Annotated in this window: 12 protein-coding genes; 8 read left to right on the top strand and 4 right to left on the bottom strand. The window is 43.9% G+C overall.

Going from position 1 to position 18,636, the window contains the following annotated elements; translation table 11 throughout:
• Nucleotides 1-45: 45 nt before the first annotated feature.
• Entirely contained in the window at nucleotides 46-1,482 is a 1,437-nt protein-coding gene (locus BBC0122_RS03335) for an MFS transporter (RefSeq protein WP_077991334.1), read from the bottom strand.
• A 195-nt stretch (nucleotides 1,483-1,677) separates the two neighbouring features.
• On the opposite strand from BBC0122_RS03335, the gene BBC0122_RS03330 reads away from it, so the two are divergent.
• The 8 genes from BBC0122_RS03330 to BBC0122_RS03290 all read left to right on the top strand — a co-directional run bounded on the left by BBC0122_RS03330 (nucleotide 1,678) and on the right by BBC0122_RS03290 (nucleotide 14,800).
• Nucleotides 1,678-3,393 (top strand): SulP family inorganic anion transporter, encoded by a 1,716-nt coding sequence (locus BBC0122_RS03330; protein WP_077991332.1) that lies wholly within the window; start codon nucleotides 1,678-1,680, stop codon nucleotides 3,391-3,393.
• A 741-nt stretch (nucleotides 3,394-4,134) separates the two neighbouring features.
• Complete coding sequence (locus BBC0122_RS03320; protein ID WP_077991328.1) at nucleotides 4,135-6,183, top strand: hypothetical protein; 2,049 nt, start codon at nucleotides 4,135-4,137, stop codon at nucleotides 6,181-6,183.
• Between the two features lie 15 nt (nucleotides 6,184-6,198).
• Nucleotides 6,199-7,896 carry a hypothetical protein gene (locus BBC0122_RS03315; RefSeq protein WP_077991325.1) on the top strand — a complete coding sequence of 566 codons (1,698 nt, stop codon included), beginning with the start codon at nucleotides 6,199-6,201 and terminating at the stop codon, nucleotides 7,894-7,896.
• Nucleotides 7,897-8,241: 345 nt separating this feature from the next.
• Complete coding sequence (gene nhaA / locus BBC0122_RS03310; RefSeq protein WP_077991323.1) at nucleotides 8,242-9,600, top strand: Na+/H+ antiporter NhaA; 1,359 nt, start codon at nucleotides 8,242-8,244, stop codon at nucleotides 9,598-9,600.
• Between the two features lie 303 nt (nucleotides 9,601-9,903).
• Nucleotides 9,904-11,139 carry a putative DNA modification/repair radical SAM protein gene (locus BBC0122_RS03305; RefSeq protein ID WP_077991321.1) on the top strand — a complete coding sequence of 412 codons (1,236 nt, stop codon included), beginning with the start codon at nucleotides 9,904-9,906 and terminating at the stop codon, nucleotides 11,137-11,139.
• Nucleotides 11,136-12,647 carry a UdgX family uracil-DNA binding protein gene (locus BBC0122_RS03300; protein ID WP_077991316.1) on the top strand — a complete coding sequence of 504 codons (1,512 nt, stop codon included), beginning with the start codon at nucleotides 11,136-11,138 and terminating at the stop codon, nucleotides 12,645-12,647. The genes BBC0122_RS03305 and BBC0122_RS03300 overlap by 4 nt, the downstream gene beginning before the upstream one ends.
• A gap of 309 nt (nucleotides 12,648-12,956) precedes the next feature.
• Nucleotides 12,957-13,262 (top strand): hypothetical protein, encoded by a 306-nt coding sequence (locus tag BBC0122_RS03295; RefSeq protein WP_077991314.1) that lies wholly within the window; start codon nucleotides 12,957-12,959, stop codon nucleotides 13,260-13,262.
• 629 nt (nucleotides 13,263-13,891) lie between these two features.
• The gene (locus tag BBC0122_RS03290; RefSeq protein ID WP_077991312.1) at nucleotides 13,892-14,800 is read left to right on the top strand and encodes an NUDIX hydrolase; all 909 of its coding nucleotides are present in this window, start codon (nucleotides 13,892-13,894) and stop codon (nucleotides 14,798-14,800) included.
• A gap of 278 nt (nucleotides 14,801-15,078) precedes the next feature.
• Here BBC0122_RS03290 and nrdF read toward each other — a convergent pair whose 3' ends face one another.
• The 3 genes from nrdF to nrdI all read right to left on the bottom strand — a co-directional run bounded on the left by nrdF (nucleotide 15,079) and on the right by nrdI (nucleotide 18,636).
• Nucleotides 15,079-16,047 (bottom strand): class 1b ribonucleoside-diphosphate reductase subunit beta, encoded by a 969-nt coding sequence (nrdF, locus tag BBC0122_RS03285; protein WP_077991311.1) that lies wholly within the window; start codon nucleotides 16,045-16,047, stop codon nucleotides 15,079-15,081.
• A 13-nt stretch (nucleotides 16,048-16,060) separates the two neighbouring features.
• Complete coding sequence (nrdE, locus tag BBC0122_RS03280; RefSeq protein ID WP_236823810.1) at nucleotides 16,061-18,142, bottom strand: class 1b ribonucleoside-diphosphate reductase subunit alpha; 2,082 nt, start codon at nucleotides 18,140-18,142, stop codon at nucleotides 16,061-16,063.
• Nucleotides 18,143-18,219: 77 nt separating this feature from the next.
• Nucleotides 18,220-18,636, bottom strand: a complete 417-nt coding sequence (nrdI, locus tag BBC0122_RS03275; protein ID WP_077991303.1) for a class Ib ribonucleoside-diphosphate reductase assembly flavoprotein NrdI — start codon at nucleotides 18,634-18,636, stop codon at nucleotides 18,220-18,222.

The following is an 18,636-nucleotide window of genomic DNA, read 5'->3' as shown; positions in this document are numbered from 1 at the left end:
ATTTTGCCAGCCTGTTCTGGAAGACGGCTTATGGCTTTTTTAAATCTAGCTCTTCACATGTCCGGCGACAAGATCCCCCGCGTCGCGTTTTAACCGCAACAATCCCCATAATGGCAAGAGACTGATAAAAGCAACGATATAAAGTGCCATTTTGAACGGTTGAAGGGACATCTCGAGTTCGGCGCCGGTTATCGCAACGCCTGCTCGCAAACATATTGCACCCAATGCAATTCCAAGACCGATACCCAATTGAAAAACTGTTGAAAACAGTGTGTTGGCACCGCTCATTTCCTCGCCCGGAATATCGGCAAATGCAATTGCATTCAAAGCTGTGAACTGGATAGACCGGAACACGCCACTTAACGTAAGCACGGCCACTATAAGTGAAACCGGCATATCGCTTGAAAAGGTTCCGCAAAGGGCAAGAAATAACGCATTGAGCAGACAATTGACAACAAGTGTATGTTTGAAACCGAAATAACGCATAAGCGGCGTTGTAAACGGTTTGACTGCGAGAGTACCGATAAAGATCGGCATTAACAGAAGTCCCGCCCCGGTCGGTCTATATCCCATCGCCAATTGAGCCATCAACGGCAGAATAAAGATGACAGCATTGGTTGTCATCCTGAAACCTGTCCCGCCATAGATCGACACGGCAAATGTTTGATAAGAAAGAGCTTTTAACGAAACCAGCGGTGCCTTGACATGCTTGAGATGGAAAATACTCCACAAAAGCAATGTCACACCAATAGCAAAACAAGTGATAACAAGCGGTGTGAGACCATGGCTATCACCGATTTTTTCTGCGGCAAAAAGAAGTGTCACCAGTCCTATGCCTGTAAGCAGAAACCCCATAAGATCGAAAGATCGCGGTGCTTCACTTTTTTCATCGGGGAAAATTTTCAAACTGAAAAGAAGAATAATAAAACCTAACGGAATATTCAGATAAAAAATAAGGTTCCAGTGGAAATGCTGGGCGATAAAACCACCGAGCGGCGGCCCCAAAATCGGTGCTACCAGCCCTGGCCAGGTGAGCAATGCAATAGCATCGACAAGCTTGTTCTTCGGGGTTTCGCGCAAAACGACGAGGCGACCGACGGGAACCATGAGTGCACCACCTATGCCTTGCAGGATGCGGGCACAGATGAAAAAAGTCAAATTGGAAGATAGCCCACACAATAAAGACGCAAGCGTAAAGATGAGAACAGCTAATGAAAACATAGCGCGCGAACCGAACCGGTCTGTCAGCCAACCACTTGCGGGAATAAAAACGCCAAGTGTCAACATGTAAGCGCTCATGCCGGTGTTGATATTGACCGGATCGGTACGAAAAGTTTCCCCCATTTGCGGTAAAGCTGTTGCAATAACTGTCGCATCAAGATTTTCCATAAAAAATGCAGCAGCTACGAGAATTGCCACCCATCGCGCAAGGCTGACATTTTCCGCGCCAATTTTTTTATCGTATTCTTCCGCTATAGGCATAAAGCTCACTGTTCTATTATTCTTGCTTCGATATTATTGCTGCTGCGATGATAATGAAGAGATAATTATTTTCTACTCCAACAAGCTATAAAATTTATGTGAGAGCGGCTTTATTCTGCTTGAATAAAGTAGATAGACCAGACCATCCATGCTATTAGTCCTGAATTACTTTTCGGGGTTCATTTGTGTTAAATCATGGTGCGATCAAAAACGGCTGTTGACAAAATATCCTTTAGCGAGCTTTTCCAGCCAAAGCTTGTAACAGTCTTACGCGAAGGTTATCATTTTGTTGATTTGCGTGCTGACATTATTGCCGGTCTGACTGTTGCCATCGTTGCTCTGCCGCTTTCAATCGCAATTGCCATCGCCTCGGGTGCATCACCGGTACAGGGATTATACACCTCGATCGTGGGGGGATTTTTCATTGCCCTTCTTGGCGGCAGCCGTTTTCAGATCGGTGGCCCCGCCGGTGCCTTTATTATCGTTGTTTCAACGACCGTCGCCGAACACGGCATGGACGGGCTGTTGCTTGCAACATTGATGTCGGGATTGATGCTTATGGTGCTCGGCTATCTCCGGCTTGGTACTTATATCAAATTTATTCCCTATCCTGTCACGGTAGGATTTACCGCCGGTATTGCTGTCATTATTTTTTCAAGCCAGCTTATCAATATGCTCGGACTTGAGCTTACCGAAAAAGAGCCGGGACCGATTTTGGAAAAATTGCCGGTTATCTGGAATCATATCGGAACTTGTAGCCTGCTTTCGATCAGTTTTTGTGCAGGAACGATCATATTTATCTCTGTCCTGAAAAAACTGTGTCCGAATTGGCCGGGCATGGTGCTTTCAATCATTATTGGTGGTGCTGTCACAGCCTTTTTCAATCTTGATGTTGTCACTATCGGTTCAAAATTCGGCACAATGCCTTCGACGCTCCCGTCTCCACGATTGCCGGATTTCAGTTTCGAGAAGATTCAAGCTGTTTTTCCGAATGCCATGACATTTACGTTGCTCGGTGCGATTGAATCCCTGTTATCGGCAGTTGTTGCCGACGGTATGACCGGCCGACGGCATCGGTCGAATTGCGAGCTGGTGGCCCAAGGTGTCGGAAATATCGCTTCGGCCTTTTTTACCGGCATTTGTGTGACGGGTGCTATCGCCCGCACCGCCACCAATATCCGCGCGGGTGCAAGAAGCCCCGTAGCCGGTATTTTTCACTCGATCTTTCTGCTTTTATTCCTTGTTATATTGGCTCCCCTTGCAAACTTCATTCCATTGGCGTGCCTTGCCGGAATTCTTGCCATTATTTCGTGGAATATGATTGACAAACGTGCCATTCTGCTTCTTCTCAAAGCGTCTGCGGGCGATGCTGTTGTCCTTCTTGTTTCGTTATCATTGACAATATTCCGCAATGTGACTGAAGCCATCATCATCGGCTTTGCTTTGGGCGCATTATTATTTATCCATCGCATGTCGAAAGCTGCAAGCGTCACAACAGACCGGCCGCTGGTTGCCGAAGACATGGCCGATGTTACAAAACAACCGGTTGACAACTACGAAGGCGAAATATCGAAAAATAGCCATACGGTTATCTACCATATTTCCGGCGCTTTCTTTTTCGGTGCGGCAGCATCCATCGGTTCGGTTCTTGATCGCATCGGCGACAATTATCGCACGATGATTCTCGATTTTGCCCAAGTGCCTTTTCTCGATGCAACAGGCGCAAATACCATTGAAAGTCTGGCTGAAAAAGCTAAAAAACAGGCCATTACCCTTGTTATTTGTGGAGCTTCCGAACAGGTTCTGAAAGACCTTATTTCACACGGGATCAAGCCACCTTCGGTTCACCTTGAAAAGAATTTGGAAAAAGCCGTAAAAAAATACATTAAACCCGAAGGCATTATTGCTTGAGTTTCAAAAACATTTGCCGTTTATTCATGCAAAACGTGATGTTTCATTGTTTTTCGCTTGCCTGATAATTGTTTTAATCCGGTGTTCCCGAATAAATCATATGAATTATGACCAGAGCGGGGGCGAATGTATCAACGAAGTCCATCGCGTTTAGGCCGGTTTTTAACAAGTGGTATTTTTAACAAGTGGCATCGTTGTTGCCGGAAAAATTCCGGTTATTGTGGCAATCCCGATTATTTTTGAATTGCTTGATAAATTGACTTCTCGAAGTTTGGTCAGTCCATTTTCTATAGCAGCCAACGATAACTATTCCTTAGAAAGAAAAGACCAGAACAGAATTACCGCCAGACAAACAGAAAATGTCAAGATATTCGTTTGAATAGGCCTTTCTAAGAACGGTTCCTTTATGGTTTATAGCCAAAGAGCAATTAATAAATTTTGTAATTAAGCTTCCATTTTGCTGCCAGGAAAATAATTATTTCTTCGACAATATGTCAAAGAGCTTCGAGGATTAAAGTTTGGCTCTGCAACCGCAGCTTCAAGCCCGAAACCGGTTCAACCATTCAAAATCCATTTCTTAAACTGCAATTGTCGGGCTAAGGTTTTAAAAAAGAACGAGACTCCGGCACTCGCTTATATTAAGGATTGTTCTGCCAGAAAAAAGTCGCGATTGTTTGGCATTAAACGAAATGGGACAAGCCGTATTGCAACAAAACTTTGTGTCAATCGAGGGTGAATTCAATGAGTGAACAGACCGCAGATAAGACTATAAAAAAATCGCCTTGGAAAAAGATCATTACAGGCCTTGTTATTATTGCCCTTATTTGTGGCGGCTTTGTCTTTTATCTTGCACGCTCGGCACAAAAGCATGTTGAAAATTTTCTCAAAGCCAATGGTATCAGTGTCGGTTCACTTGACGTCAATTGGCGGCGTCATTTCACTGCCCATAATGCAAAGGTGAAACTCTCGTCCGAAGAAAGCCTGAACGTCGAAACAATCAAGGGTGAGGTCAATTTTTCCGGTAAAACCAGTAAAAATCTGAAACTGGAAAACCTTTCTTATCAATTTGGCAAAACCGAAGTCTCGGTTCCCGCGATGAGTGTGCAAAATTTCGCACTTAATGAAAAGACCGGCGCCAATAATGGAAATGTCTTTTTTGACGTTACAAATATTGCGGTAAAAAAAATTGTCGCCCCTTCAATGATTGTGACACGCAAAACCGGTAACGGTGGCGAGGCAATGACTTATAATAATGTTGTGTTCAACGATATTGACAAAGGAATTGTCAAAAAATTGACGAGCGATGGTCTTTCGGGCGAAGTCCGTTTGGCCGGTGAAAGTGATGCTTCTACGATCAATCGTATTATATCGACCAAAACCGGCAAGGCTGAAATTGACAATTTCAATATCGGTTATCTTGTTCGCTATTATAGCGAACCGTCTTCTGCTGGCGAAACAGAAAACCCGTTTAAAGACATAACGGGCAACTGGTCAGTTCAAACTTTGTCAATTGACGACGTTATAGATAACGAGAACGTCGGCAATACAACGCTCGAAAAAATTTCCGGAACAAAAATTTCGGTGCGTCGACTGCCATTTTCCCTTTCGGAAATGGTCAAACAGCTTGACAATGCCGATAGCAATAGCAGCATCGGCAAATCTGATGAGGCAAGATTGCTCACCGAGAAACTTGCCATCATCCCGTCTATCGGCTTTGCCGATATACATTTGACCGGACTCGCTATAAAACACCCTGATAGCAGCGCAAATGTTCAAGATAGCTCTTTTACTTACAATAATGGCAAATTCGACATCGCGTTGAAAGGCATCAAAACCATAGACAGAGACAACGAGACAGCAACGCTTGACGATTTTTCAATCTCGCAACTGCGTTTTCCTCATATTAACGACATGCTGACCAAATTGGACAAATTGGACAAAGGCGATTTTGATAGTATCAGCCGTGTTTTCAAAGCTTTTCTTCAAAGTGAGAACCTTCCTTTGATGCCGCAATTCGACACTATTCACCTGTCCGGTTTTTCATTATTGCCTCCGCCTTCGGAAAACGGCTCTGACAACTCGCCTGTCACATTCAATTCTCTGGACGTGAAAGCGAATTTCAACTTGGGAGCCATTCCGACATCACTAAAAATAGACTGGAAAGGGTTGCAAGGCTCTGCGGCAGATTGGGATAAGAAATTCCCCATTTTAACCGAGTTAGGCTTTTCTAAAACAACAAACGGTGGATTGCTCAGTCAGCTCGGCTATAAGACAATATCAGAGGATTTTATTTTTGATGGTTCATGGAACGCCGACAATGAAACTCTTGATATTAAGGAGTTGACTATGGATTATCCCGACATAGGACGTTGGTCTCTTAAAGGCTCGTTCGTTAATGTCGATCCGGCATTTTTCTCGGACAATGTTATGACTATTGCCGCAGCAGGTCTTGTTATACATGCAAAGAGCATGGACTTGACCGTAAACGCTGATAATTTTCTTGATCGTTTTGCAAAATTTTATGATGCGAATACAGGCGAAAAATTTGCTGACAAACGCAAAGAGGCGGCTGTCAAAACCAGGTTGGCTGTTGCAATTTTCCTCGGTGCGGAAAATTCACAAAAATTTGGCGAAGCAGTGCAAAACTTTTTAGAAAGCGGTGGAACTTTGAATATCCATGCTAAAGCAAAATCCGGACAAGGTGTCGGATTGGCAGACTTTTTAGCGGCTCGAATTGCGCCGTTGAGCCTGTTCGACAAGATCGACTTGAGCGCAGACGTACAACATTAAGACTGGAAGAAAAGAATGGCCAATTTCGGTGGCTGGTTGATAGCAACACTCAAACGCTGGTTAATTTATATTATCGGAGGCGTGGTCATTCTGGCCATATTGGCAGTCGGCGCTTTTTATATGGCCGCTCCTTACCTCAACAGCTTTGTCAAAGACGAGATGGTAAAACATGGTGTCAAGGCCGATCAATCGGAAGTGACAGTTGCCGGTAATGTCAACCTCAAAAATGTGACACTTCCAGTGCCCGAAGGCGTTACGCTTAAAATCGGTGCCATTTCCGGTCGTCCGCCGGTTGGCTTTGTCCCCGGTTCATTCACGATCTACAATATCGACTTGAAACGAGAGAATATTCACGTCGAAATTCCGGAAGTGACTCTCAGTGGCATAACCCTTAAAGACAAGGATACATCAATCGAATCCCATGTTTTACAAGCTCTGATGAGGGTTGATGTATCATCTGTAAATGCGCCGAACATAGAAGTATCTCTTGCCAATCCCAACGGCGAGACAGAAAAACTGGACATTAAGGGCTTCTGGCTTTCAAATTTGAAGGCAGGCAATATCGGCTCTGTCGGCATTGACGGCATGAGCACCAATGTCGGTTTGAAAAATTCCGATACAAATAGCGGCGACGGTCTTCGCCTTATCGGCAAAAGCAATGCCATGCGGGCCGATGACATTGATGTCGGTTACGCCTATTCAATCCTCGCCGGAAAGATCAAACCCGACAAGGTGGGGCGGACGGTCTTCGGTCCTGTCGAATTAGGCGATATCGCAATTGATGTGTATGAAGGTACAAACCGCAATGCGCATTTTTCACTCGACAAGTTTAAAACCAACGGCTTGAAGATGCACCCGATGCAGGACGTACCGGAAACTCTGGCCAGAACCTATCTTGAAGCCAAGAAGAGCGGGGACGAAAAAAATGAAAAGGCGGCAAGAAACGCGCTGCTTGTAACACTTGTTTCGGCAATAACTGCCATTGATGCTGAAGTTGAAAAAGCTGATATTGATTTGCCGAAAATCAAAGCAAGCCTCAATTCATTTCAACTTCTACCACGCGAATGGAATCAGCCGGTTCCCGAAAGTCTACTTGTGTCGCTCAACGGCCTTTCGCTCAACACATCCGAAATGCCGCAAAAAGATTTTGAAATTTTGAGAAATATGGGCTTCAAAACACTGGATCTTTCTGGAAAAATTGATTTTTCCTATAATTCCAGAGGCAAAACGCTTGCTTTGAACGATCTTTCTTTCACTGCTAACGGCATCGGTTCGGGGCAGATGTCGGCAACAATCATCAATGCCGAACCCGCATTGTTTTCCGGCGATAAGGATGCGTCCCTTGACGCCGCAAACCGGATTGGCATCACCAAAGCTGATATGCGCTATTCCGATTTCGGCTTCATCGACAAATTGTTTACCTATCTTGCCCAGAATTTGAATGACAATAAACACGATCTCAAGCAGGAACTTTATGAAGACTTTTATGTCGTAATGACGAAGAGTCCGGCAATGCTTTTGAAAGATCATGATGAAGCACAAAAGATTTCATCTGCTTTCGGTGCTTTCGCTAAAAAACCCGGAACGCTCAAAATATCGCTTGAAGCCAAGGATAATAAAGGGCTAACGGCTACCGATCTTGAAACAGCCTTGCAAAACGATCTTGCAACTGCGCTCAACAAAGTAAACCTTACGGTAAAAAACGAAAACTGAAAGTCCTAAATTCCGTTTTATAAAGGGGATCATATCCCCTTTATAATAATTTAATTCAATAATATTATTCTATATTTAATAAATACCACCCGTTATTTTATTTTTAGTTTTTTAAAAATTTATAATTTTTATTTATGTAAAATATCTCTTTATAATATAATTCAATGACGCGTTCAAAGAGTGATAACCGGAATTTTATTCTGTTCTGACAAATGTCGGACAATAAAAAATAGAAAATTGTTATTGTAGTTTTCTGTCAGTTTTATATAGTTGCCAACGGGTGTTCGATAAATTGTTTCGGGCAGGTTTCAAGCTGGTCGGGCCGCCAGCACATAGGAACTTGCCATGAATAATATATCCCGCCGCCTGCCTAACCGTGCCTCTGCTATTGCCGAAAAAATATTTTCAGCCTGTCGCAATTTTTTTCATATTGAAGCGATGGCGGGCGTTGTTCTCGTTATAGCAACATTTGTTGCTCTCTTGCTTGCCAATTCGACTTATGCGGCCGCATATCAGAAATTCTGGCAACAAAAAATTTCGATAGAAGCTTTCGGATTTTCCTTCTCCAAAGACCTGCACTTTCTGGTGAATGACGGTTTCATGACGCTGTTTTTCCTTGTTGCTGGCATGGAAATAAGGCGGGAAATTCATGAAGGGGCCTTGAGCGAATTTCGTCAGGCTTTATTGCCCATCGTTGCGGCTATTGGCGGCGTTATAATACCGGCGATCATTTATTTTTCTACCAATCCTATGCCACCAACGAGCCATGGTTGGGCTGTGCCCACTGCAACCGACATAGCCTTTGCAATCGGCATTCTGGCACTTTTGGGAAAATCGGTTCCAACCAATTTAAGAATCGTTTTGCTTGCGCTCGCCACGATTGACGACATTATCGCTATTTTGATTATCGCTATTTTTTATTCCGGCAGTTTTGATCTCGCAGGTCTGCCATTTGCATGTCTTGCAATTATCATCATTGTTTTTTTGCAATGGATAGGAATAAATTCGGCACTGATTTATGTTCTTCCCGTCGGTCTCCTCTGGCTCGGACTGATGATATGCGGAGTCCACCCTTCCCTGTCAGGTGTCATAGCGGGATTATTGACACCGGCGCTTGCCCCCCGTTCACTGATTGCGCCTGTCAACCGAATGTCTTACGCTTTGGAGATATTGAAAAATGAAAAAACCCAAGACAGCGCTTTAAAGCGCCGTTTTGCTCTTCTTGAAATACGAAAGAGTTTGGCAGCAATTGATGCGCCGGTATCAAGGCTTGTTCACGCGTTCAATCCTTGGGTTTCATTTCTCATTATGCCCCTCTTTGCGCTTGCCAATGCGGGTATCAATATTTCCAATGTCGATTTTGACAATCATTCTTCCTTTATCATTATGATTGGTATAGGGCTTGGTCTCGTTATAGGTAAACCGCTCGGTATTGTACTTTTCAGTTTCATTGCCGTGCGTTTTGGCCTTTGCCGCCTTCCGGCAGGAATAAATTGGCATGGAATGGCTCTCGTAGGATTATTGGGAGGAATTGGCTTTACCATGTCCATTTTTACCGCAACTCTGGCATTTTCCAATCCGGAACAATTGGAAGCGGCGAAACTCGCAATCCTTGGCGGGTCTCTGGTGTCGGCGGTTTTCGGACTGGCTTACGGCTTATCGCAAAAATGGCGCGCAACACATAAACCACGCAAAACCTTATGAAATCTCCTCACCCGAATTATCGCAAGACTATTTGTTTTATGGAAGTTCAGGCGAACAGTAAAACTTGCCCGATTGATTGTCCATTCAGGGCTTATTATTAAGGTTCGCTCAAATCATTCGCAGCGGTAGCGTTACAAACTGGAACAGAATGACGAACAATTTGACGGATTGAACCGGCTTTATCCGGCCTGATGCGGATATTACGGCGAATTATTGATTTCAGCTCGTCGTGACTTGCCGTTTTTCCTTTACTTACCGCTTTTCACATCTATATTGGTTAAAAAGAACAAATAGTGAACATAAATGGTCAAAACGCTTAAACAGAAATTGGCAATTCTGGCTGATGCTGCCAAATATGATGCTTCTTGTGCGTCTAGCGGTTCCACGCGCCCGTCGCCCCAAAAAAACAGTTTGGGGTCAACCGCGAATGCGGGAATTTGTCATTCCTTTACTCCTGACGGCCGTTGTGTTTCGCTGTTAAAAATTCTGCTTACCAATTTTTGCATTTTTGATTGTGCCTATTGTGTCAACCGGTCGTCAAGCAATGTCGAGCGGGCGCGATTTACCACCGACGAAGTGGTGTTTTTGACACTCGAATTTTATCGTAGAAATTATATCGAAGGTTTGTTTCTGTCGTCCGGCATTATCCGATCGGCAGACCAGACTATGGAAGAACTGGTTAAAGTTGCGCGCGATTTGCGCACCATTCACCATTTTGGCGGCTATATCCATTTGAAAACGATTCCGGATGCTTCGGATGCGCTCATCAAGGAAGCGGGGCGTTATGCAGATCGCCTCTCAATCAATGTCGAACTGCCAACAGAAAAAAGCATCAACCGCTTTGCACCGCAAAAAAAGATTCTGACAATCAAACAAGCCATGGCTCATGTGAGAATTGGTATAGAAGCCTCGAAGGATGCGACTTTGCAGACTAAAAAAACGCAACGTTTTGCGCCTGCGGGACAGTCCACGCAAATGATTATCGGTGCCGATGATGCCAATGATGCCACAATCCTGAAATCAAGCGCCGAGCTTTATTCGGGATACCGGCTAAAGCGCGTTTATTATTCGGCATTCAGCCCTATTCCGGATGCTTCAAACCTGCTTCCGGTCAAACGCCCGCCGCTTTTAAGAGAACACAGGCTTTATCAAGCTGATTGGCTCTATCGTTTTTACGGTTTTTCAATGGAAGAGCTAACCACGAAAGCAAATGGCGGCATGCTCGAACTCGAATTCGACCCCAAACTCGCCTGGGCGTTACAAAACCGCCACCGGTTTCCGGTCGACATTAACAAGGCAGACAAGGAAATGCTGTTGCGAGTACCCGGTCTTGGGGTACGTAATGTCAAAAGGATATTGGCGGCACGACGATTCAAGCGACTTGATTTTTCAGATTTGAAAACATTCCATATCAGCCTTGAAAAAATAAAACCTTTTGTCATTGCCGAACGCTGGACACCGAAACACCTTCTCGACAGTTCCCGCCTTGTCGAGCGCTTTCGTGCGCGCCCCACCCAACTTGATCTTTTTTCGACATGAAAACTGTTGTTCTCGAAAATCAGGGAAATTTTGACGAATGGCGAAAACAGGCGCGCCTGCTATTGCAGGAACAAGTACGTCCGGAAAATATTTTTTGGCGCTATAAGTCAAAACCGGCTTTATTCGACGAAACAGATAACTTTTCGCCTTTGGCAAAAAATCCCGACACACGCCAAAAAACGCAAAAGTTTTTTGTACCGAAACAATTCCTTAATCTTGCAAAAAACGTCATCTGCCATGAAAGCGAAGATTCGGCGGCATTGTTATATCGCCTTCTCTATCGCTTGCAGCAGGACAAGACAGTTCTCGAAAAAATTTACGAGAGTGATATTGCAACCGCTTTATCGCGGCAAAAAGCTGTCTGCCACGATATTCACCATATGCATGCGTTTTTACGTTTCAATGAAATTGGAAACATCAATCCCGATAGCTTCAGGCGATGTTTCACGGCATGGTATGAACCACAACATTTCATTGTTTCGGAAGCTACCCCTTTCTTTTGTAAACGTTTTGGTGACATGGATTGGCAAATTCTAACGCCGAAAGGCAGTGCATATTATTGTAATGGCACATTTTTGATAGGCGAACCGGTTCTTAAAAAACCGGAAAGCAAAGATGAACTCGAAGACCTCTGGAAAACCTATTTTGCCAGCATTTTCAATCCGGCAAGGCTGAAAGTGAAAACTATGCAAAGCCATATGCCTAAAAAATATTGGGGCAATCTTCCGGAAGCGCAAATGATTGATAGTCTCGTCGGCAATGCCGAAAGTCGTATCAGGGACATGGAGCAACAACCAATTCTACCCCCGCCCCGCTTCCATTCCCGCTTGAGCGGAAAGTTTGGGCTAAATAGCCTTCAAACAAATTTTCAACCTGAAACAACACCGGAAACATTGGATATTCTCGATGAAAGCATCAGACAATGTAAGCGCTGTCCCTTACATTGTTCGGCGACGCAGGCTGTCTGTGGTGAAGGCCCTGAAAATGCTTCTCTTATGATTGTCGGAGAGCAACCGGGCGACCGTGAAGATCTTGTTGGCCGACCATTTGTGGGGCCGGCAGGGCAAGTATTTGACCAGGCTGCCCGCAAGGTAGGGCTAAAACGGGATGAGGTTTACATGACCAACGCTGTCAAACACTTCAAATATGAACTTAAAGGGCGCAAACGCCTTCATAAAAAAGCCCATCGCACCGAAATCGAACATTGTCGTTGGTGGCTGATGAAAGAAATTGCCATCATCAAACCGAAGCTCATTGTTGCAATGGGGAGCACAGCCCTGTTTTCACTAACGGGATTAATCGCACCTATAACCCGATATGCAGGCAGGCTCATTTCCACTGAAGAAAACATACCCGTTCTTGCAACTGTTCACCCCTCGTATTTACTGCGGATTATTTCCGAACAGTCGAGGAAACAGGAAATAGAAAAATTTGAACAAAGCTTGCGGCTTGTGAGACAAAAAACAGCCCTGAAAAACACGCTTCCAAAAAATGAACTCAAAAAATAAACCGCAAAAATGAACTTTTGGCGAGCCTCGATCACGACCGGATAAAAGCCGCTTGAAGCCACGTCACAAAGCTTGTGATATAATTCGGCTAATATTTCGCAAGATTGATAATCCGGACATATTAACACACTGTTTTATAACCCCTTTTTAATTATCACGTTTACGTGATCGCGACATTTTAAAGTGATTTGAGATTGTTCCTCGCAATGAAGATATAGGCATTAGAAAGCATGGAAAATAAGTCCAGCTCTATAGAATTTAATGAAAGCCGTTAGCCGCAGCTAAGGGCTCAAAAAGACGGTGAATAAAATGAAAAAATTGATGTTTATTGCGCTTGCAAGTTTATGTGGTGTTAGCAGCGCCTATGCCAGTGGTTATGCTTTTGACGATGGTTCGCCAGTCAATACATATGTTATCGGGGCATCAGCCCAATCTGGTGTCAACCATGGTTATACCGGCAATTCGCGTGCCTATACCCGCGCCAACGGTTTTGGCGACGGTTCGCTTGAAGACAGTTATGTAATTGGCCACGCACCGAAATCCGGCGAAGCCGCCCATGGCGTTTCGGCAACAGAGGCGCATTTCGGCGATGGTTCACCGGTAAATCATCGTTAAACGAAAAAATGGAATCTGTAACTGCAAAAACCGGCTTTCGAGCCGGTTTTGTTATAAATGACTGATTAAGTTTTAAAACAACTGCTTGCACAATTCACACACTATCAAACGGTTCCACTCTCTTGCAAACGGTTTCACTTTTTCCTGATCGTTTTACACTCTGTCAACAGCGTTCAGACTTTTAAAGAGTCTGTAACTTTTCACCATTTCGGGTTTCGCGAGAAAAAATTAATTCCGCATTTACTTGTCAGTTAATGATGTTGAACACCTCTATTATAATTTTCAGACAAGCAATGTCCGGTTTCTTCCTATTTTTGGTTATCAATCGGATTAGAATTGCTTGCAGATGCTTTTACACGAATAAAATTTTTCCGTAAAATCCAAAAAACAAAATACAAAATTCTATAAAACTTCAATTTTCTAACATATATTGCATTTTTTCGGTCAAATTCAGCAATAAATTGTTTTTTGTTCTAGAGTAGTCTTGGCGAGTCAAATCGGCGCTCTATATGCGAAAAAAATTCCCTTCTTACACTAGAAGGGAGTTTTTCCATGAAGAAATGTAAAATCGGCGAATTCCCTCGACTTATATTTCCTTAAACTTTAAACCACAGCAAAATTTTTGAAAAATGACAATCCAAACTAAACACACCGCTCTCTCCAAGATTGAGCTTATCGCCGTTATTGTTGCCGTTACTGATGGACAGCCCAAAGTCATTACCGTAGGACCGGAACAGAAACTTCCCTCTGGACCACTCGAATCCGATCACAAAAGTTTACAATCGACTATTCGCGATTGGGTCAAAAACCGGACAGATTATCCGGTCGATTTTCTTGAACAACTTTATACATTTACCAATCGCAACCGCGCATCGTCGGATGAGCACCCCGATACATTGTCTGTAAGTTATCTGGGATTGGTTCGTGAACACGAAAAAGTTTTACCGAAAGTCGAATGGCATAATTGGTATGAGCACTTTCCCTGGGATGATTGCCGTAACGGAAAACATCCATGCGTTGATGAAATTATTGCCGCACTCTATCAATGGGCCGATAAAGACAAGACAAATTGTGAATTCAAGAAGCGCAGAATTTCTTTTCTTTTCGGATGTGACGGTTTTTCGTGGAACGAAGATTTCATCCTTCAAAGATATGAGCTTCTTTACGAAGCCGGTTTGATCGCCGAAGCGGGCGGAACGTTATATGCCGGCACGCCGATGTTTGCCGATGACCGACGTATTCTTGCAACCGCTATCGCAAGATTAAGACGGAAAATCAAATATAGAGCTGTTATTTTTGAGCTGCTTCCGGAAAAATTTACTCTGTTACAGTTGCAAAAAACGGTCGAAGCCATCATCGGCATACGCCTTCATAAACCTAATTTCCGGCGCTTGACGGAACATCAGGGCATTATCGAAGAAGTCGGTGAGCGCGAGACACAAACCGGCGGCAGACCTGCCCAACTTTACCGGTACAAGCAGGAAGTCATCGAATCGTGCGTCATCACCCTATCGCGTTTTCCAATAGCCCGTTCGTGAAGTTGAACATAGCTGTTTGCATGAACGGCAATCCTGCCATTATGAGAGAATAATTCCGTGATTGTTCTCTCATAGCAATTGGTTATTTTAGCTTGCCGTTTGCATTCGCTATCAGCATAGCTTTTATTCAACGGGACTGTTAACATAGTTGACATTCAAACGCGTTACATTTCGCCAATACGAATTTTTATTTTTTATTTTATTTGATAATCGTTTTTGTTTTACCGCTGTTGAAAAAGAGGAGAGAAGCATTCTCTCCTCTTTTATGAAATATTTTATCAGAAGTCCCAATCAGCGTCTTCTGTCGCTACCGCTTTACCGATCACATAAGATGATCCGGAGCCTGAAAAGAAATCATGGTTTTCATCTGCATTTGGTGAGAGAGCTGAAAGAATAGCCGGATTGACCTTGCAAATATCGGGAGGAAACAAAGGCTCGAAGCCCAAATTCATCAATGCTTTATTCGCGTTATAATGCAAAAACACCTTCACTTCTTCGCTTAATCCCACCCCGTCATAGAGCTGTTCGGTATATTTTGTTTCTATGTCGTAAAGCTCCATCAAAAGCCCGTAGGCAAAATCTTTCATTTCATTCTGCCCGCTTTGAGAAAGCTTGTCGAAGCCGATTTGAAACTTGTAACCGATATAGTAACCGTGCACTGCTTCGTCACGAATGATAAGCCTGATAAGATCGGCAGTATTGGTAAGTTTTGCCCGACTTGACCAATACATCGGCAGATAAAAGCCGGAATAGAACAAAAAACTTTCCAGAAAAACCGAGGCAATTTTTCGCTTCAGAGCATCATTACCGTTATAATAATCAAGAACGAGCGCCGCCTTTTTCTGGAGAAAAGCATTTTCTTCCGACCAGCGATAGGCTTCGTCGACATCTTTCGTCAGACACAATGTCGAAAAAATCGACGAATAGGAGCGGGCGTGGACTGCTTCCATAAAAGCAATATTGGTAAGCACCGCTTCCTCATGGGGAGTGATCGCATCCGGCAAAAGCGAAATGGCGCCAACAAAATTCTGCATGGTGTCAAGTAACGTAAGGCCGGTGAATACACGGATGGTCAATTGTTGTTCTGCCGGTGTCAAACTTGCCCATGAGGAAACATCATTGGAAAGTGGGACTTTTTCCGGAAGCCAGAAATTTCCTGTCAATCTGTTCCAGACTTCGAGATCTTTTTCGTCTTCGATTTTATTCCAGTTGATCGCTGGAATGGTTTTTAAATGGTTTGTTAGCATCAGAACTTTATCCTTAAAGGCTACAGGAAACACAGGTTTCAACTTCGGTTCCGCTCAATGCCTTTTGGCGTAGCCGCACATAATAGATGGTTTTGAGTTTTTTCTTCCAGGCGTAGATTTGCGCTTTATTAATGTCGCGCGTCGTGGCTGTATCTGGGAAAAACAGTGTTAATGACAAGCCTTGATCGACATGCTGACCGGCTGCTGCATAGGTATCAATGATCTTTTCCGGTCCTATTTCATAAGCATCCTGATAATATTCAAGATTATCATTGGTCATATAAGGTGCCGGATAATAGACACGACCGATCTTGCCTTCTTTGCGTATTTCTATTTTTGCAACAATCGGGTGAATGGATGCTGTGGCATTATTGATATAGGAAATCGAGCCGGTGGGCGGAACCGCCTGTAAATAACGGTTGTAAAGCCCCCATTTTTTCACCGATTGCTCAAGCTCCTGCCAGTCTTTCACAGTGGGAATTATGAAATGGCGATCGGCAAAAAGCTTTTTGATGCGTTGTGTTTCCGGCTCGAACTTTTGAGTAAGATATTTTTTAAACGCACGCCCATCGGCATAGGCGGATTGTTCAAAACCTTGAAATGTTTTGCCCTTTTCTTTTGCTATAAGGTTCGAGCTTCTCAATGCATGGAAAGCAACTGTATAAAAATAGAGATTGGTAAAATCGAGTGCTTCCGGAGACCCATAATAAATATGCTCTTTGGCAAGAAAGCCATGCAAGTTCATTTGACCGAGGCCGATAGCGTGCGCCTCGCGATTGCCTTTTTCGATTGATGGCACACAAACAATGTCACTCATTTCGGAAACCGCTGTTAAGGCACGAACTGCTGTTTCAACTGTTTTTCCGAAATCGTCGGACTGGAAGGCTTTGGCGATATTAAGCGAACCCAGATTGCATGAAATATCGTTACCAATATGACGATAGCTCAAATCGGCATTCAATGTGCTCGGCTCATTGACCTGAAGAATTTCGGAGCAAAGATTGCTCATATTGATGCGTCCGGCAATGGGGTTGGCGCGATTGACCGCATCTTCAAACACAATATAGGGATAGCCCGATTCAAACTGGATTTCGGCCAGAGTTTGGAAAAAATCGCGGGCATTGATTTTTTTCTTGGTTATGCGCGGGTCGTCAACGAATTTGCGATAGTATTCGCTCAAACATATGTCGGATAAGGCTTTACCCGTGACTCTCTCTACATCATAAGGTGAAAAAAGGTACATATCCTCGTTATTGCGTGCAAGCTCGAAAGTAATATCGGGTATGACCACTCCAAGCGAGAGCGTTTTGATGCGGATTTTTTCGTCGGCATTTTCCCGCTTGGTATCCAGAAAACGCATAATATCGGGGTGATGGGCGCTTAAATAAACTGCCCCTGCTCCCTGCCTTGCACCCAATTGATTGGCGTAAGAAAATGCGTCTTCAAGAAGTTTCATGACCGGCACAATGCCGGACGACTGATTTTGTATTTGCTTGATCGGTGCGCCCTGTTCCCTGATATTGGTGAGACACAAAGCAACCCCACCACCGCGCTTTGAAAGTTGCAAAGAAGAATTGATTGCGCGACCGATCGATTCCATATTGTCTTCAACACGCAGAAGAAAGCAGGAAACAAGTTCGCCGCGTTGTTTTTTACCGGCATTAAGAAATGTCGGCGTTGCCGGTTGAAAGCGACCGGTCATCATTTCGTCGACAAGCCTTTCGCAGAATTTTTTGTCGCCTGTAGCAAGTGTCAGTGCCACCATAACGACACGATCTTCGTAACGTTCGAGATATCTTTTCCCGTCGAAAGTCTTGAGTGTGTAGCTCGTATAATATTTGAAGGCGCCAAGAAATGTAGGGAAACGGAATTTGAACGCATAAGCACGTTTGAAAGCTTTTTTGATAAAAGCAAAGTCATAACGGTCGAGAACGGTTTTCTCATAATATCCTTCACGCACGAGATAATCGATCTTTTCTTCAAGATCATGAAAAAACACCGTATTCTGATTGACGTGCTGCAAAAAATATTGCCGTACGGCTTCACGATCCTTATCGAACTGGATGAGGCCGTTATCGTCAAAAAGATTGAGCATTGCATTCAACGAATGATAATTTTGGGAGTGATAATTTTGAGAATGATAATTTTGGGAATGATAATTTTTGTCACTATCTAAAATGTCTGTTTTTTCTGGGCTATCTGTTTCCATAATTTTCCTAATCCTTGTCTGACAAGGTTCACATCTTCTGTTGTCCCCCTGAGCTCGAAACTATAAAGCCAGGGCACACGACACTTCTGAGAAATGACTTTTCCGGCAAGTGCATAAGCCCAGCCGAAATTACGATTTCCACCGGCAATAACGCCTTTAAGAAATTGCCGGTTTTCACTGTCATTGAGAAAATTGATGACCGTTTTGGGCACTGCCCCGTCGCCTTTGGCACCGGCGTAAGTCGGCACTACAAGAACATAGGGTTCAAGCACTTTCGGAATTGCAGTTTTTTTGAAAAGTCTTAACGACGGTTCACCGATTTGTTGCACAAAATAATCGGTATTGCCGGTCGCACTCGAATAATAGACAAGGAGTGCCAT

Source organism: Ditibartonella choladocola (assembly GCF_002007565.1).
Classification (GTDB): Bacteria; Pseudomonadota; Alphaproteobacteria; order Rhizobiales; family Rhizobiaceae; genus Bartonella; species Bartonella choladocola.
The sequence above is the reverse complement of the archived record's forward strand: the minus strand, read 5'-3'. Positions and strand labels throughout refer to the sequence as shown.

What these genes read in the sequence shown, in the direction of transcription:
- BBC0122_RS03295 (WP_077991314.1), top strand. Translation starts at nt 12,957, where the DNA reads ATGAAAAAATTGATGTTTATTGCGCTTGCAAGTTTATGTGGTGTTAGC.
- nrdF (WP_077991311.1), bottom strand. Translation starts at nt 16,047, where the DNA reads ATGCTAACAAACCATTTAAAAACCATTCCAGCGATCAACTGGAATAAA.
- BBC0122_RS03300 (WP_077991316.1), top strand. Translation starts at nt 11,136, where the DNA reads ATGAAAACTGTTGTTCTCGAAAATCAGGGAAATTTTGACGAATGGCGA.
- BBC0122_RS03305 (WP_077991321.1), top strand. Translation starts at nt 9,904, where the DNA reads ATGGTCAAAACGCTTAAACAGAAATTGGCAATTCTGGCTGATGCTGCC.
- BBC0122_RS03290 (WP_077991312.1), top strand. Translation starts at nt 13,892, where the DNA reads ATGACAATCCAAACTAAACACACCGCTCTCTCCAAGATTGAGCTTATC.
- nhaA (WP_077991323.1), top strand. Translation starts at nt 8,242, where the DNA reads ATGAATAATATATCCCGCCGCCTGCCTAACCGTGCCTCTGCTATTGCC.
- BBC0122_RS03320 (WP_077991328.1), top strand. Translation starts at nt 4,135, where the DNA reads ATGAGTGAACAGACCGCAGATAAGACTATAAAAAAATCGCCTTGGAAA.
- BBC0122_RS03330 (WP_077991332.1), top strand. Translation starts at nt 1,678, where the DNA reads ATGGTGCGATCAAAAACGGCTGTTGACAAAATATCCTTTAGCGAGCTT.
- BBC0122_RS03315 (WP_077991325.1), top strand. Translation starts at nt 6,199, where the DNA reads ATGGCCAATTTCGGTGGCTGGTTGATAGCAACACTCAAACGCTGGTTA.
- nrdE (WP_236823810.1), bottom strand. Translation starts at nt 18,142, where the DNA reads ATGCTCAATCTTTTTGACGATAACGGCCTCATCCAGTTCGATAAGGAT.
- nrdI (WP_077991303.1), bottom strand. Translation starts at nt 18,636, where the DNA reads ATGGCACTCCTTGTCTATTATTCGAGTGCGACCGGCAATACCGATTAT.
- BBC0122_RS03335 (WP_077991334.1), bottom strand. Translation starts at nt 1,482, where the DNA reads ATGCCTATAGCGGAAGAATACGATAAAAAAATTGGCGCGGAAAATGTC.